This window comes from Enterococcus sp. B2E4 (assembly GCF_030499455.1).
GTDB lineage: Bacteria > Bacillota > Bacilli > Lactobacillales > Enterococcaceae > Enterococcus_D > Enterococcus_D casseliflavus.
Map to the genome: position 1 here is coordinate 1 of NZ_JAUKPK010000021.1, position 15,210 is coordinate 15,210.

The window sequence follows — 15,210 nt, forward strand, 5'->3', positions numbered from 1 at the left end:
AATCAATTCTGATTCATCAGTCCCATAAATTATAGAGCCAAAAAGATAAGCCGCTATCGTCTATGCGCAAAAGACGATAACGGCTTATTTTTTTACGTATGCTGTTTGACTTCAGTTAACGGTTTGACGCGACCACCAATTTTATCTGCAAATGCTTCGGACTGCTTCCGATCTTCAAAGACCCATAACTTGTCTGGAATTTTTTCACGAGTGCGACGACCATCTTTGCCAATGTAACCATGCAAAACTTTAATCACGTACATCGCCATCATCCTTCCCTGAAATTACTTTTGATTATACGAAAGCCGTTTCAAAAAGCAAGGATTTTGACTTAAATGAGTGATCAGAATTGATTATTCCCCTGACAGGGCAGCATAATCAGCAAATCGTTGATGGATTTCAGGAAAACTACGCTTCAGCTGCACGATGCGCTTGGTCTCTTTTGCTAAAAAACAATGCTTTGAAGTCCCCGTCGTTGCCAACTGACCATCGCTCGTTTTGTAGATCTCATAGCGAAAATCCAAACGCGTGCCCGTATATTTATCGACCAAAACATCGATTCGCACCTCATCTTCGTAACGAATCATCGTTTTGTATTGCGCACTGACTTCCAGCACGGGAACGATCAAGCCCGCTTCTTCGATGGTATGATACGGTAAATCCAAAAACGCGAGTAACTCCACGCGGGCCTCTTCAAACCAGCGGATATAATTGGCGTGATGGATGATCGCCATTTGATCGGTCTCATAGTAGTGTGGTTGACGGATATAGCCTGAATATAAAGACATAAAAACAGCTCCTTTCATAGAAACAAAACCTTCGTTATTCAGCATAACGCAAAAAGGAAGAAAAGCAAACAGAAGGAGAGCTTCTTTGTGTTGACCACTAGAGAAAATGCTACTAGAGAGCAGTGGAGTGAAAAAGACAGTGAAACACCTTGACTTTTTCATAGCTTTCTTGTAGTTTATAGATAATATCAAAAATCAGTGAAGGATCGAGTACTTTATTCTATTCCTTAAAAGAGAAAACTGCCCCGGCTGAAAGCAGTTTAGGACGTGTAAAGGAAAGACAATCTGGAGATGAACAGAAGAAAAGCTGTTCCGTGACCGAGCGTTAATCGAGCGAAGGAGAAGAACATTTCTCGAATTTAGGTGGTACCGCGTGTAATCAAAACTCGCCCTTGTATAAAAAACAAGGGCGAGTTTTTTGCTGTGAATCACTGCGACTGGTCCGCAAAGCGGAACAGAGCAGATGATGAACAGTACTAGGCGACCGTAGGGAGCGTAGTAACCAAACTAGGAATCACGTTGATTGACGCAGGAAGTGAGACATGAAAGCTGTACCTGGCATTTTTGCTTTGTTCAATTGCAGTCGAAGCCAACGAAACCATGACCAGCAACCAACGGCAAAGAGCGCAATAACCCAAAAGTCAAACACGAGAACAACCCACCCACATCAATGAGCAACAAGCAATAGGTGAATAAGCAAACAAGCAATGAAAGCAAAGAACATGGGCAACCATGAAACAAATAGGAGGATGCATACGATGAGTTACCAACGTCCAAAAGGAACCAACGATATTTTGCCAGGAGAATCCGAAAAATGGCAATTTGTGGAAGAAACAGCACGCTTAGTGTTTCGCGATTATCAATTCAACGAAATTCGGACACCGATTTTTGAGCACTTTGAAGTGATCGCCCGCAGTGTCGGGGACACAACGGATATCGTTTCAAAAGAAATGTATGATTTCTACGATAAAGGAGAGCGTCATGTGACGTTGCGTCCAGAAGGCACCGCACCGATCGCTCGTTCTTATGTCGAAAACAAACTATTCGGACCAGAACATACGAAGCCTTATAAAGTGTTTTACATGGGACCAATGTTCCGTTATGAACGTCCGCAAAAAGGCCGTTTGCGTCAATTCCACCAAATCGGTGTCGAAGTTTTCGGTTCAGCAAATCCAGCGACCGATGTTGAGACAATGGCGATGGCAATGGATTTTTATCGTCAATTAGGACTGAGTCAATTGCGCTTGGTCATCAATTCATTAGGCGATAAAGAAACACGCCAAAACTATCGGCAAGCGTTGATCGATTATCTAGCGCCCCATGAAGCGGAGCTTAGTGAGGATTCAAAACGCCGCTTGCATGAAAATCCTTTGCGGGTCCTTGACAGCAAGGACAAGCGAGACCAAAAATTCGTGGCGGATGCACCATCGATCCTAGACTACTTAACACCAGATGCCAAGGCACATTTTGAAACCGTAACGGGTATGCTGGATGCGTTGGAGATCCCTTATGAGATCGATTCAAATATGGTGCGCGGTCTGGATTATTATACCCACACGATTTTTGAGATCATGAGTGAGGCACCAAAAATGGGGGCGCAAGCCACCATCTGTGCCGGCGGTCGTTACAATCATTTAGTGGAAGAGCTAGGCGGACCAGAAACACCTGGTTTTGGTTTTGCTTTAGGGATCGAACGTTTATTGATCACTATGGAAGCCGAAGAAGTTGTGATTCCTGCTTTGAATGAGTTAGATGCGTATGTGGTTGGTTTGGGACAAGAAACCAATTTAGAAGCGTTGAAAGTCGTGCAAGCGATTCGTAATTTCGGTTTTTCTGCCGATCGTGATTTCATGGATCGTAAAGCCAAAGCCCAGTTTAAATCTGCTGATAAACAAGGAGCACGGTTGGTTCTGACTCTAGGCGAAACAGAATTAGCAGAACAAGTGATCAATATCAAATCCATGGCAAGCCGTGAAGAAAAACAATTTCCGTTAGCGGATCTTTATGCCCGCTTCGATGAGATCTACGATGAAATGACAACCAAAATGTTTGAGTGAGGAGAAAAAGAATGACAAAACGTACAGTATATTGCGGGTTAGTAAATGAGACCCATTTAAACCAGACAGTGACTCTAAAAGGCTGGGTGCAAAAGCGCCGTGACTTAGGGGGCGTGATCTTTATTGACTTGCGCGACCGAGAAGGGATCGTGCAAATCGTCTTCAATCCTGAGGTTTCGAAAGAAGCCTGGGAAATCGCGGACAAATGCCGCAGTGAATATGTGTTAGAAGTAACAGGTCAAGTCATCAATCGTGCACCAGAAGCCATCAATCCGAAAATGGTGACAGGTGCCTATGAAGTGATGATCAGCGAAATCACGATTTTAAACACTGCAAAAACACCAGCCTTCTTGATTGAAGATGATCAAACCGTTGGCGATGAGATTCGCATGAAATATCGTTATTTAGACTTGCGTCGTCCAAAAATGACGAACAACATCGTGATGCGGGCGAAAACGACGCAAGCGATCCGCAATTTCTTAGATACGAACGACTTCTTGGATATCGAAACACCTTATCTAGGAAAATCAACACCAGAGGGTGCGCGGGATTATTTGGTTCCTTCACGGATCTATCCAGGTCATTTCTATGCGTTGCCGCAATCACCACAAATTTTTAAACAGTTATTGATGGGTGCTGGCTTCGATCGCTACTATCAAATCGTACGTTGCTTCCGTGACGAAGATTTGCGGGGCGACCGTCAACCAGAATTTACCCAAGTCGATATCGAAACCTCTTTCTTGACGGCAGAAGAAATCCAAACCTATACAGAAGAGCTGTTGGCAAAAGTGATGCGAGAAGTCAAAGGCATCGAAGTTACCTTGCCATTCCCACGGATGACCTATGATGAGGCAATGGGACGCTACGGCAGTGACAAACCAGATACACGGTTTGACATGGAGCTTATCGACTTATCTGAAGTTGTGAAAGACGTTGATTTTAAAGTCTTCCAAATGGCTCTTGAAAAAGGCGGCGTTGTGAAAGTCTTGAACGCCAAAGGGGCTGCAGACAAATACTCCAGAAAAGATATGGACAATCTAGGCCATTACGCTGGTCAATTTGGTGCCAAAGGATTGGCATGGGTCAAAGTTGAAGAAGATGGATTGAAAGGGCCAATCGCTAAATTCTTGACAGAAGCGACCGACGCGATCATTGCAGCAGCCAATGCGGAAGTTGGCGATATTCTGATGTTTGGTGCCGATTCCTTTGCGATCGTTTCAGCAACATTGGGGGCGATCCGTAATAAATTAGGAAAAGAATTAGGCTTGATCGACGAGAGCAAATTCAACTTTCTATGGGTCACTGATTGGCCGCAATTTGAATACGATGAAGAAGCAGGCCGCTACGTTTCTGCTCACCATCCATTCACATTGCCAAAAGAAAGCGATCTGCCGATGTTAACGACAGACCCTTCAAAAGTCTATGCGCAAGCCTACGATATTGTGCTAAACGGTTATGAGCTAGGTGGCGGATCATTGCGTATCCATACACGGGAAGTGCAAGAGCAAATGTTTGAAGCGCTAGGCTTCTCACGTCGCGAGATGCAAAATCAATTTGGCTTCTTATTGGATGCTTTGGATTATGGGTTCCCACCACATGGCGGCATCGCCCTTGGGTTAGACCGGTTAGTGATGCTCTTGGCTGGTGAAGAAAACATTCGCGAAGTCATTGCTTTCCCTAAAAATGGGAAAGCAGCTGATCCAATGTCTCAAGCGCCAAGTACCGTTTCGCCAATGCAATTGTTTGACTTGAACATCGATGTAACAACGGTTGAAGAAAACGAATAAGCGTTAAACCATGATGAAATGAGTGATGAAATAGAAATTGGTGAATGAATGAAAAAAGTTCATGAGAATTCACCCATTTCTTTCATTGCTCGTTTCTTTTTTTATGAGCTGAAGTATAATAAAGGCAAATCAAAAAAGTGAGGCTATGAAATGCAATGACTCCTCTGTTTAAATGGCTCCCTCATCCAGAATACGCCAACAAACTTTCGTTTTCGATCGTATATGCGCTGCTGGCATCGATTGCGGTCAATTTCTTCTATCAACCAGGTAATATTTATTCCAGCGGCATTACGGGTGTCGCTCAGATCATCACCACGATCTCAAGAGAAGGGCTCGGATTTTATATCCCCTTATCCCTTGCGCTATTATTGTTGAATGTGCCATTATTTTTCCTAGGTTGGTTTAAGATCGGCCACAAGTTTACGATTTTTACTGGAATTACTGTTTTACTCACCTCCTTATTCGTGCAAATTTTACCCGAAGAAACCGTTACGACGGACCCGATGATCTGTGCGATTTTCGGTGGTGCCATCAATGGAGTGGGGATCGGCTATGCCTTGAAGAATGGTCTTTCTTCTGGAGGACTGGATTTTGTCAGCATTGCCATCCGCAAACGGACAGGGAAGACGATCGGCTCAATATCGATTTTATTTAACATTGTTATTTTGTTTGCCGCCGGGATCTTGTTTGGCTGGCAATATGCGTTGTATAGTGCGATCGCGATTTTTGTCAGTGGAAAAGTGACGGATGCGGTCTTTACGAAGCAAAAGAAAATGCAGGTGACGATCATCACCCGCAACCCAGAAGAAGTCATTCAAACGATCCAAAAACATATGCGGCGAGGGATTACCATCATCAATGAAGCCGAAGGGGCGTACAAGCATGACAAACAAACGGTTTTGCTGACGGTAGTGACACGCTTTGAACTGCCGATGCTGCGCAGTGCCATGAAAGAAGCCGATCCAAAAGCCTTTGTCAGTATTGCAGAAAATGTCCAGATTTTGGGTCGCTTTTATGAAGAAGAACTGTGAAAAAGGAGTTGAAAAAAGTATTTCTTTATAGAAGTACTTTTTTTTCGCCAAAAATTAATTTTTTTGAAATATAGCAGATGTTGCTAGCTTTATATGGGGGATTTCTGGTAAATTATGAGAGTATGGAATCAATAGCGTTCATGCTGAAATTGTTTTTTTATGAAACAATTGGATCAATTAGAGAAAAGTGGTTGAAAAATGAATAAACGTTTAAGCACAAGCCGCTATATTACCGGGTTTGACGGCATTCGAACCTTGGCAGTCATCGGCGTTATTTTATATCATTTACTACCTACTCATATGCGAGGCGGGTATTTAGGAGTTCCAGTATTCTTTGTCGTATCAGGTTATTTAATCACTGACTTGCTGAGGCAAGAGTGGGATCAAAACGGCAAAATCAAAGTCAAAGATTTTTATGTTCGGCGGATGAAACGGCTCTATCCAGGAATGGTGGTGATGCTGCTTATCTCAGCAGCGTATATCACTTTGTTCCAGCGAAACCTGCTGAATAATTTGCGCGGGGTTTTTGTTAGCTCGCTGCTGTATTATAACAACTGGTGGCAGATCAATCATGGGTTATCCTATTTTGATCGGTTTGGTAATGAATCTCCCTTTACCCATCTGTGGTCATTGGCTGTGGAGGGACAGAACTATCTGATTTGGCCTTTAGTGTTTATTTTGTTGATGAAAATCGGCAAGCAGAGGCATCGCGCCTTTAAATTTACTGCCGCAGTCACGATTTTGTCGGCAATTCTGTTAGCAGTCCTTTACACACCTGGCGCTGATCCGACACGGGTCTATTATGGAACGGATACGCGGCTCTTTTCGATCTGGATGGGGAGTGCCTTAGCATTCATTTGGCCAAGTACCCACTTGAAGAAAGAGATACCGCAAAAAGCCAAACGAGTCTTAAATATCTCTGGTTTTGCTTCCTTGGCTGGTCTGATTGCAGCGTTCTTTTTCTTAGATGATCATTTGACCTTTGTCTATTATGGCGGCATGTTCTTGATCAGTATCCTATGTACGATTCTTGTGGCAGTCACCGCTCATCCCGGAGCCAGTTTGAATCGTGTATTGAGTAATCCGATTTTCAGCTATATCGGCAAGCGCAGTTATGGGATCTATTTGTATCAATTTCCAGTGATGATATTTTACGAAGCAAAAGTGGGGAATATCGGGGAGAATGTGCTGATGCACACGTTAGTGGAACTATTCTTGATCTTGTTTATCAGTGAATTGTCCTATCGGTTTATCGAAAACCCAATGCGTAAATTCCAGTACAAAGATACATTCAGAACGGTCCGCGGTTGGTTCAGTAAACCAATTTTTAGTTGGAAAAAACCGTGGTTAGTGCCCAGCTTGCTCATTACCCTCGTTGCTTTGTTTGGCGTCGTGACCGCACCGACAAATTATGTCGATGCCCAGCAGCAGCAGTTGAAAGACAACATTGCGGCCAATAAAAAAGTGGCTGAGCAATCGCAGAAGAATGCGAACGCTGAAGGCAATGAAGCGGACGATGAGGCGAACACGAGTGAAGATGAAAAAAATATCATGGAAAAATATGATCTCACAGCAGCCCAAGTGAAAAAAGCAGAATCTCTTGAAATCACGGCTTTTGGTGATTCCGTGATGCTGGATGCAACGGCTGACTTGAAAGAAGTCTTTACCCAAGCGGTAGTTAATGGAGATGTTGGGCGCCAGCTGTATGCGAGCCCTGAATTGATCAAAGACTTGAAAGAAAAAAATCTTTTGCGGGATACCGTCCTTGTGGGGCTTGGAACGAATGGTTCCTTTACAGAAGCCCAATTTGATAGCTTTATGAATGAGATCGGTGATCGCAAAGTCTACTGGATCAATGTGCGGGTGCCGACACAGCGTTGGCAAAATGAAGTCAATCGGATGTTGGAGCGCATGGCGGAAAAATACGACAATATGACCTTGATCGATTGGTATGATTTGAGTAATGACCAAGAGTCATGGTTCTATGAAGATCGGGTCCATCCAAATCCAGATGGCATGGATCAATACGTGAAGCTAGTTGTCCAAACGATTTTACAAGAGGAATAAGCAAGAAAAAGACAAACCTTACGCAATCATAAGGTTTGTCTTTTGTCTTAAACGGTGCTTTGAAAGAGCATCGTTTTTTAATCTTTTTCTATCACCGTTAACAGTGAGTCAAACAAAATCGCACTAGAAGCTGATCCGGGATCGATATGACCGATGGCACGTTCACCAACATAAGAGGCACGGCCTTTTTTAGCAACAAGTTCTTTGGTATGTTCTTTCGCTGCTTCGATCGTGTCCTTGGTCAAATCCCCTTTTTTCAAGGCTTCTGCGACAGGTTGCCAGACATCGACCATCGTTTTGTCTTCAAACTCAGCTTTTCCCCGCATTTTGATGCCGGTCAAGCCTTCTTCAACGATCGTACCTAATTGTTCAAAGGAGTCGATTGTTTCTAGTTCCTTCGTTGCTTTGGTCATATTCATAAACGCCGAACCATAAAGGGGACCCGAAGCGCCGCCGACTTTTGAGATCATTGCCATCGAGAAGACTTTAAAGGTATCACTGATCGTCGTTGGCTGTTGTTTGGCATAGGCTTCTTGATAAGCAGCTACGCCGCGTGCCATATTGTTGCCATGGTCCCCGTCGCCGATCGGTGTATCTAAATCGCTTAAATAGGCCTTGTTTGCTTCGATTTCTTTCGTGAAGGTATCTAACCATGCTTGCACCGTTTCTGTTGTCAATTGCATCTCTATTCGCTCCTTTACCAGGCTATTGTTGTGACGTCTTCATTTAACGCATCGGTGTGATCCGTTTCGCTGAAATCGATCATGGTCAGTGAAAGTCCCTGCATATCGATGGAAGTCATGAAATTGCCGACTTTATGGAAGGAGACAGGGATGTCTTTTTCTGCGAGTAATTTCGCGACATCATTGGCAAAAACGAACAACTCCATTTGCGGCGTACCACCCATACCGTTGATCAAGACACCGACTTTTTCTGGGGTCTTTTCATAATCCGCTAAGATTTTTTCCACCAACTCTTGTGCTAGTTCACGTGAGGGTTTCAGTTTTTCTCGACGGTAACCAGGTTCGCCGTGGATGCCCACGCCATACTCGATCTCATCATCGGCTAAGTCAAAACCTGGTTTCCCAACTTCAGGAACTGTTGCCGCTTTTAATGCGACCCCAATGGTTTTGATCGATGCAACCAAGGCATCGCCCAATGTTTTTAATTCGCTTAAGCTGGCACCATTACGAGCAGCTGCGCCTAAAATCTTGTGGACTAAGACCGTACCGGCAACTCCTCGTTTGCCAGCAGTATAGGTGCTATTTTCAACAGCGATATCATCATCCACGACCACGATCTCCGTCGTGATCTCTTCCATTTCTGCCATATCTTTGGCCATCTCAAAGTTCAAGATATCGCCAGTATAGTTTTTGACGATCAGCAAGACGCCTTGTCCTTGATCAGAATCTTGGATAGCCGTCAAAATCTGGTCGGGGGTCGGGGAGGTGAAGACATCGCCTAAAACGGCGGCGCTAAGCATCCCATCACCGACAAAGCCAGCATGGGCCGGCTCATGTCCACTCCCACCGCCAGAAACAAGACCGACTTGTTCTTTTTGATTATTTTTAGCGATCACCCGTGAGTCGGCGACTTGATGGACCAGTTCAGGATAACTGCCTACGATACCGGCCAACATTTCTTCTACGATCATTGAGGGATCATTAATGATTTTTTTCATGCTTCATGCCATCCTTTCTCGGCTGCTTTTTTTGCTTCTGCAACGATTTGCGCCAAATCATCACTGAAACCAGCGGTGATCGCTGCAGCAAATGCACCTTCCACCAGCGGCGCGTCGATCAGGTGATAGCGTTCTTGTTGCTGAGGTTCCAGCATGTCGTATGCAAGTTCGGCATTCAAAACGGCACTGCCTAGATCGGCAAAGACTAAGATCAGTTCAGCGTCTGCGGATTCGTTGACGGCATCCACGATTTTCGTGGCGTCAGAACCCAGCTCTCCTTCTGCTGTCCCGCCTAAAGAATAGATCGTGACTGACTCGCCATCAGCCATTTCTTCGATCATCTGTTTTAATCCTTCGGTGAGTTGCTGACTGTGAGAAACGAGTAAAATACTTTTTTTCATCCAATTTCACCAACACTTTCTGATTAAATTTGGCTGTTTGACAAGGGGGTTGCCTTTTCCAAAGAAACACCGTCCTTGTTGAAACCGCCTACAGGTTCAGTATACCAAATTTCTTTCTTCTTGTATGGTTGCACCTATGGAGAGGACAAAAAAACAGCATCGTCTTTCTGGATAAAGAAAGACGATGCGGCAGAATTGGTTAGGATTGTTTAACAAGCATTTTGGCTGAAAAGCGCTTCGTTAGGAAAGAAAGCCCCACGTACAGGCAGATGTTCAATGCCATCATGCCAAGGAAGTAAGGCAATGTTACGGCGGTCAAGAAACCGACTTCCAGCAATCCGTGGAAAAGCATTGCTGCGACATAGATCCCCACGGTAGTGGTAATCGCTAAGAACAATCGCAATGGATTTAATGGCAAGCAAGCGCGAATCACAGCGATACAGCTGATCCCGATCAACAAATAGTACAACAAGGTCGTCGTATCAAATTGCGACCAACCGTAGTCGGTTTGTAAAAAGCGGATCGCAAAGTAATTGACTAACACCAACAAGGCATTTGGCAACGCATTGAGCAAGACTGTCGGCAAGTAACGACCTTTGATCGGTGCTTTGTTTTCTTCAAAGGAAAGGAAGAAAGATGGATAACCTTCAATTGCTAAGTCGATCAATGTAATTTGGATCGGCAAGAACGGAAAGGCGCTGGATGTCAGGATACAAACCAAAGAGAGCAAGAAGCTGTAAATCGTCTTGATAAAGAAGATTCCCGACGCTTTGGTCACGTTATTGACGACGCGGCGTCCTTCAAATAAAACATCTGGCAACGTAGTAAAGTCAGAATCCAATAAGACAAAGTTAGCGATTTGACGAGCCGCACTGTCGCCAGCAGCCATTGCAATGCTGACGTCGGCTTCCCGCAGTGCCAACACATCGTTGACGCCATCACCCGTCATGGCAACGGTCCGTTGATTGGCTTTTAATTCTTGAACGAGTAGTTTCTTTTGTTCAGGAGTCACACGACCAAAGACCGTATAGCGTGTCGCAGCTTCTCGGACTTCTGCTTCGGTCGTTAAGGTAGAAAGATCGATGGCTTGATCGGCATTCGCAAGACCTGCACGATGGGCGATCGCAGCGACAGCTATTGGATTATCGCCAGAGATCACCTTTAGATCGATGCCTTGATCGGCTAAGTAAGCCAAGGTTTCTTCAGCGTTTTGGCGGATGATATCAGATAAAATCAAGATAGCCACCGCTTGTGCATTGGTTGGGTCAAAGGATGCTGGCGCTTTTGGATCGGTCTCTACGGCTAAAATCAACACCCGCAGACCTGCTTCTTGCGCTTCTTTGACTTGCGGCAAGGCAGCAGAGCCAGCGACTTTTTCAGGTGCGCCAAGATAGACATTTCCTAGATGTTCAAAAGCTACAGCACCCCATTTGCGCTGTGAAGAAAAGGCAGCGACTTCGATCGGCTGATGATCCGTTAGCTCAGGGCAGCCTTGACGCAATGCTTGCATCGTCAAATTGTTATCTGTGCTGGCTGCCAAATAATTCCCTAAGAGCATGTTAGGGTCGCTGCCAGCTTGGAGAGGAACGATCGATTCGAGAACCATATGGCCTTCCGTCAACGTCCCCGTCTTATCCAGACAAAGGGTATCGACATGCGCCAAGGTTTCAACGGCATACATGTCTTGGACCAAAATCCGTTTTTTGGCCAATTTAATGACACCTGTCGTCAAGGCGATACTGATCAGCAGGACAAGTCCTTTTGGTAACATTCCTAATAAGGCAGCGGCAGAAACGACGACGGATTCCTTGATCCCAGCATCTCGCATCATAAAGGCTTGGAAGAACAAAATCACCCCTAAAGGAACGATCACATAGCTAGTGAATTTGGATACACTACGGATCGAAGCAAGCAGCTCAGAGCGGATCGGTTTGTGGACCTTCGCCTCATTGCTTAGTTTCGCTGCGTAGTTTTCTGCACCGACATGAATGACTTTTCCTGTCACTTCACCGCTGACGATGAAACTTCCTGAGAGTAAGGAAGCACCTGCTTCTTTGACAACCAGATCGGCTTCACCAGTCAGCATCGCTTCATTGACTTCGACTAGTCCAGAAAGCACCGTCATATCAGCGGGGATTTGGTCCCCAGCACCAAGAATGACTGAGTCTTCTAAGACCAATTCTTTGGCTGAAATCTCATGGGTTTGACCATCTCGAATCACTCGTACCGTTTGCGGTGAAACAAGTGAGAGTTTTTTTACTAAATTACGTGCGTGCAATTCTTGGCTGATCCCAATGGTGATATTCACAAAAATAATCGCTAAGTAGAACATGTTGGAATAGGCGCCTACGGCAAATAAAAAAACGCCAATCAATAGGTTGAGAAAATTGAATAACGTCAGTAAATTGTCCTTGATGATCGCAGCAGTTGATTTACTGGTTTTTGTTTCATAATCATTGTGCAGCCCCTCTTGGGTTTTCTTGGCGACTTCTGCTGCAGTCAAGCCGGTGGGTAATTGAGTCATAAGCATCTCCATTTCATTTGTTCATTTCTTTCTGATTCCTTTATCTAGTCTAGCATTCGAAAAAGGCAATGCAATCGTTGCGAGGAAAATAATGATAAAATTAATTAAAATCTTAAACAATCAACACGTGTTCTTTTAAAGAAAGAAAAAAACTGGGGGAACAAACCGCACCATCGACTTTTTTCTGGTGCTTACGTATAATAGGGGAAGAGAAAAAGCCGAGAAGCAGATGCTTAGCGGACAAAAGAGGGTAGCGAGCATGTCTTTAAAAGAAAAAATTATTGCAGAAAGCAAGCGGCTTGGCATCGACAAGATCGGATTTGCTTCAGCGGAGCCGTTTTTGGCATTGGAGCCTTCCTTGCGGGAACAAAAAGCCAAAGGCCATACCTCTGGTTTTGAGCATCCCGTGATCGAAGAGCGTATCTATCCTGAACGGACATTTGAAAATCCGCAAACGATCATTGCGATCGCTTTAGCTTATCCGACAAAAATCAAAGAGAAAGTCCCGCGGGATGAAAAACGTGGCATGTTTGCCCGTGCCTCGTGGGGCATCGATTACCATGATATTTTGCGAGAACGGTTGGATCGCTTGATCGCCTTTATCAAAGAACAAGCGCAAACGATGGAAGAACAAGTCGAATGGCGTTTCGCACCGCAAGTCGATACAGGGGAATTGGTGGATGTGGCGGCAGCGCAGCGGGCGGGTCTTGGCTTTATCGGTCGTAATGGCTTGCTGATCACAGAAGAATTTGGTTCGTTTGTTTATCTCGGGGAGATCGTCACCAATATCTCTCTTGAACCAGATGAAGAAGTCCCGTTTGGTTGTGGGGATTGCATGCGTTGTGTGACGGCTTGCCCCACTAAAGCGTTATTGGGCGATGGTCGGATGAATGCCCAGCGTTGTTTGTCCTATCAAACCCAGACGAAGGGCATGATGCCAGAAGAGTACCGCAAAAAGATGCATAACGTGATTTACGGTTGCGATATTTGTCAGTTGGTCTGCCCTTATAATCGGGGGAAGGACTTCCATTTTCATCAAGAGATGGAGCCTGAAGTCGATACCGTTTATCCAAAACTGCAACCGATGCTATCTTTATCAAACAAAGCCTTCAAAGAACAATTTGGCCATCTATCTGGCTCTTGGCGGGGGAAAAAACCGCTGCAGCGTAATGCCATCATCGCCTTAGCCAATGTGGGAGACCGCAGTGCCTTGCCAGCGATTTGGCGCTGTGCGACAGAAGACGTGCGGCCAGTGATTCGAGGAACGGCTTATTGGGCCATTGGACAGTTGGGCGTCAAAGAACCAGAGATGTGGTTAGAGCGACTGCAACGATGTGCAGAGTTAGAACCCGAAGAAGAAGCACAGCAAGAATTGCAACCTGCTATCGAACGATTGCAAGCGGTCATTACCAAAAAGCAGGAAAAAGAGCTATAAAAAAAGCAAAACGTGCCTGTGGCCGTTTTGCTTTTTTGTTTAATCTAGTACGTCATCACTTTCAACGATTTCTTCTGAATCCAGTTCAAAATCAGGTGCTGGATGCACACGCTCAGGCAGCTCCATTTCTAACTCGCCTTCTTCGGTGTATTGGTTGTCGGTATCGGCAACGTCAACTAAAATTTCTTCAGGAAGCTCTTGTTCCAACCGATAGCCTTCTGCATGACGTGCATCGAGTAATTCCAAAAGATGTTGCCACTCGTCTTTCGAGATCACTACAACGTCAATGCCATCTTTGTTTTGTACCTCTACAACAGAGGATAGATCGGTGCCGACCGTTTTAATGATCGATTCCAACGACCATTTACTCGTTTCTAAGTCAATTTTTTGTGCCATAAGAATTACCCCTTTTTTGAGAAAAATATTGTCCTACCTTAATTGTAACGGGAAAGTTGCAGAAAACAAAATAGCTTGATTGGGAATCGTCCCTGATATGCGCAAGAACATTTGCACAGCGGCTTTAACCAAGGTAAGATAAGAGCAAGAAGGGAAGGAATAAAAATGACAGAAAAACAGACATTTCATGTGAATGGGTATTTAGCACTGGTTGTGCTGATCGGGTTATTAGTTGGCGGCGGTTATTTGTTTTATCATGGGTTCGTAAATGAGAGCGTTCTCGAAATCGTTCTCAGCATTCTTTTATGGATCGTTTCGTTTCTTTTCCTTAGTTCGTTAACGATCGTACAGCCCAACCAAGCCAAAGCGATCCTCTTTTTTGGGCAGTACTTAGGAACCATTAAAGACAACGGCTTGTTCGTGACAACCCCATTAACCCAAAAAATCAATGTTTCATTGAAAGTCCGCAACTTTAACAGTTCGCTGTTGAAGGTCAATGATTCAGATGGAAACCCGATCGAGATCTCGGCGGTGGTGGTTTTTAAAGTCGTAGATACGGCGAAAGCATTGTTTGATGTCGATTATTACCAAGATTTCATTGAGATCCAAAGTGAAACAGCGATTCGTCATATTGCGACGCAATACCCGTATGACACGTTCAATGACGATGATCTGACGTTGCGAGGCAATACCAATGAAGTTTCGGAAGAACTGGCAAAAGAATTGCAAGAACGATTGGCTGTTGCCGGGGTCGAAGTCTTGGAGACCCGCTTAAATCACCTCGCGTATGCGACTGAGATCGCTAGTGCGATGTTGCAGCGCCAACAAGCTAAAGCAATTTTATCAGCACGGCAAATCATTGTTGAAGGGGCCGTCTCCATGACACAAATGGCGTTAGAACAAATCGAAGACGGACAGGACATCAATTTCACAGATGACCGCAAAGTCCAACTGATCAATAATTTATTGGTGTCGATCATTACCGATAAAGGCACGCAGCCGGTGATCAATACGGGCGATGTCAAAGAGAAAGGAGTGTAGCA

At 44.7% G+C, this 15,210-nt stretch carries 14 protein-coding genes and 1 other annotated feature; of the genes, 6 read left to right on the forward strand and 8 right to left on the reverse strand.

Features of this window, described 5'->3' with window-relative positions; all coding sequences use genetic code 11:
* Window positions 1-92: 92 nt before the first annotated feature.
* The 3 genes from Q1X33_RS13990 to Q1X33_RS14000 form a co-directional block, all read right to left on the reverse strand.
* Window positions 93-263 carry a hypothetical protein gene (locus tag Q1X33_RS13990; RefSeq protein ID WP_008379536.1) on the reverse strand — a complete coding sequence of 57 codons (171 nt, stop codon included), beginning with the start codon at window positions 261-263 and terminating at the stop codon, window positions 93-95.
* Between the two features lie 90 nt (window positions 264-353).
* Complete coding sequence (locus tag Q1X33_RS13995; RefSeq protein ID WP_005228147.1) at window positions 354-788, reverse strand: thioesterase family protein; 435 nt, start codon at window positions 786-788, stop codon at window positions 354-356.
* Window positions 789-977: 189 nt separating this feature from the next.
* Window positions 978-1,185 (forward strand) — a binding site (T-box leader).
* Window positions 1,186-1,302: 117 nt separating this feature from the next.
* Window positions 1,303-1,437: a hypothetical protein gene (locus Q1X33_RS14000; protein WP_301969731.1), complete on the reverse strand. Its 135-nt coding sequence runs from the start codon at window positions 1,435-1,437 to the stop codon at window positions 1,303-1,305.
* 109 nt (window positions 1,438-1,546) lie between these two features.
* Between Q1X33_RS14000 and hisS the strand changes: the two genes are divergently transcribed.
* The 4 genes from hisS (at window position 1,547) to Q1X33_RS14020 (ending at window position 7,730) form a co-directional block, all read left to right on the forward strand.
* On the forward strand, window positions 1,547-2,845 hold the full coding sequence (gene hisS, locus Q1X33_RS14005) for a histidine--tRNA ligase (protein ID WP_005228149.1): 1,299 nt from the start codon (window positions 1,547-1,549) through the stop codon (window positions 2,843-2,845).
* A gap of 11 nt (window positions 2,846-2,856) precedes the next feature.
* Window positions 2,857-4,632, forward strand: coding sequence for an aspartate--tRNA ligase (gene aspS, locus Q1X33_RS14010; RefSeq protein WP_005228151.1), 1,776 nt, complete (start codon window positions 2,857-2,859; stop codon window positions 4,630-4,632).
* Between the two features lie 155 nt (window positions 4,633-4,787).
* Window positions 4,788-5,663 carry a YitT family protein gene (locus Q1X33_RS14015; protein WP_005228153.1) on the forward strand — a complete coding sequence of 292 codons (876 nt, stop codon included), beginning with the start codon at window positions 4,788-4,790 and terminating at the stop codon, window positions 5,661-5,663.
* A gap of 198 nt (window positions 5,664-5,861) precedes the next feature.
* Complete coding sequence (locus Q1X33_RS14020; RefSeq protein WP_005228155.1) at window positions 5,862-7,730, forward strand: acyltransferase family protein; 1,869 nt, start codon at window positions 5,862-5,864, stop codon at window positions 7,728-7,730.
* A gap of 77 nt (window positions 7,731-7,807) precedes the next feature.
* On the opposite strand, the gene dhaL is transcribed toward Q1X33_RS14020, so the two are convergent.
* The 4 genes from dhaL to Q1X33_RS14040 form a co-directional block, all read right to left on the reverse strand.
* On the reverse strand, window positions 7,808-8,413 hold the full coding sequence (dhaL, locus tag Q1X33_RS14025; RefSeq protein ID WP_005228156.1) for a dihydroxyacetone kinase subunit DhaL: 606 nt from the start codon (window positions 8,411-8,413) through the stop codon (window positions 7,808-7,810).
* 14 nt (window positions 8,414-8,427) lie between these two features.
* Complete coding sequence (dhaK, locus tag Q1X33_RS14030) at window positions 8,428-9,411, reverse strand: dihydroxyacetone kinase subunit DhaK (protein WP_005228158.1); 984 nt, start codon at window positions 9,409-9,411, stop codon at window positions 8,428-8,430.
* Window positions 9,408-9,812 carry a dihydroxyacetone kinase phosphoryl donor subunit DhaM gene (dhaM, locus tag Q1X33_RS14035; RefSeq protein WP_005228160.1) on the reverse strand — a complete coding sequence of 135 codons (405 nt, stop codon included), beginning with the start codon at window positions 9,810-9,812 and terminating at the stop codon, window positions 9,408-9,410. The genes dhaK and dhaM overlap by 4 nt, the downstream gene beginning before the upstream one ends.
* Window positions 9,813-10,011: 199 nt before the next feature.
* Window positions 10,012-12,336: an HAD-IC family P-type ATPase gene (locus tag Q1X33_RS14040; protein WP_005228162.1), complete on the reverse strand. Its 2,325-nt coding sequence runs from the start codon at window positions 12,334-12,336 to the stop codon at window positions 10,012-10,014.
* 259 nt (window positions 12,337-12,595) lie between these two features.
* On the opposite strand from Q1X33_RS14040, the gene queG reads away from it, so the two are divergent.
* Window positions 12,596-13,771 (forward strand): tRNA epoxyqueuosine(34) reductase QueG, encoded by a 1,176-nt coding sequence (gene queG / locus Q1X33_RS14045; protein ID WP_005228165.1) that lies wholly within the window; start codon window positions 12,596-12,598, stop codon window positions 13,769-13,771.
* A 39-nt stretch (window positions 13,772-13,810) separates the two neighbouring features.
* On the opposite strand, the gene Q1X33_RS14050 is transcribed toward queG, so the two are convergent.
* On the reverse strand, window positions 13,811-14,167 hold the full coding sequence (locus Q1X33_RS14050) for a hypothetical protein (protein WP_005228172.1): 357 nt from the start codon (window positions 14,165-14,167) through the stop codon (window positions 13,811-13,813).
* Window positions 14,168-14,332: 165 nt separating this feature from the next.
* On the opposite strand from Q1X33_RS14050, the gene Q1X33_RS14055 reads away from it, so the two are divergent.
* Window positions 14,333-15,208 (forward strand): SPFH domain-containing protein, encoded by an 876-nt coding sequence (locus tag Q1X33_RS14055; RefSeq protein ID WP_005228179.1) that lies wholly within the window; start codon window positions 14,333-14,335, stop codon window positions 15,206-15,208.
* Window positions 15,209-15,210: the final 2 nt, after the last annotated feature.

Coding starts and splice junctions, on each gene's coding strand:
- Q1X33_RS13990 (WP_008379536.1), bottom strand. CDS start 263: ATGTACGTGATTAAAGTTTTGCATGGTTACATTGGCAAAGATGGTCGT.
- Q1X33_RS14050 (WP_005228172.1), bottom strand. CDS start 14,167: ATGGCACAAAAAATTGACTTAGAAACGAGTAAATGGTCGTTGGAATCG.
- dhaL (WP_005228156.1), bottom strand. CDS start 8,413: ATGCAATTGACAACAGAAACGGTGCAAGCATGGTTAGATACCTTCACG.
- Q1X33_RS14040 (WP_005228162.1), bottom strand. CDS start 12,336: ATGACTCAATTACCCACCGGCTTGACTGCAGCAGAAGTCGCCAAGAAA.
- Q1X33_RS14020 (WP_005228155.1), top strand. CDS start 5,862: ATGAATAAACGTTTAAGCACAAGCCGCTATATTACCGGGTTTGACGGC.
- Q1X33_RS14015 (WP_005228153.1), top strand. CDS start 4,788: ATGACTCCTCTGTTTAAATGGCTCCCTCATCCAGAATACGCCAACAAA.
- hisS (WP_005228149.1), top strand. CDS start 1,547: ATGAGTTACCAACGTCCAAAAGGAACCAACGATATTTTGCCAGGAGAA.
- dhaM (WP_005228160.1), bottom strand. CDS start 9,812: ATGAAAAAAAGTATTTTACTCGTTTCTCACAGTCAGCAACTCACCGAA.
- queG (WP_005228165.1), top strand. CDS start 12,596: ATGTCTTTAAAAGAAAAAATTATTGCAGAAAGCAAGCGGCTTGGCATC.
- dhaK (WP_005228158.1), bottom strand. CDS start 9,411: ATGAAAAAAATCATTAATGATCCCTCAATGATCGTAGAAGAAATGTTG.
- Q1X33_RS14055 (WP_005228179.1), top strand. CDS start 14,333: ATGACAGAAAAACAGACATTTCATGTGAATGGGTATTTAGCACTGGTT.
- Q1X33_RS13995 (WP_005228147.1), bottom strand. CDS start 788: ATGTCTTTATATTCAGGCTATATCCGTCAACCACACTACTATGAGACC.
- aspS (WP_005228151.1), top strand. CDS start 2,857: ATGACAAAACGTACAGTATATTGCGGGTTAGTAAATGAGACCCATTTA.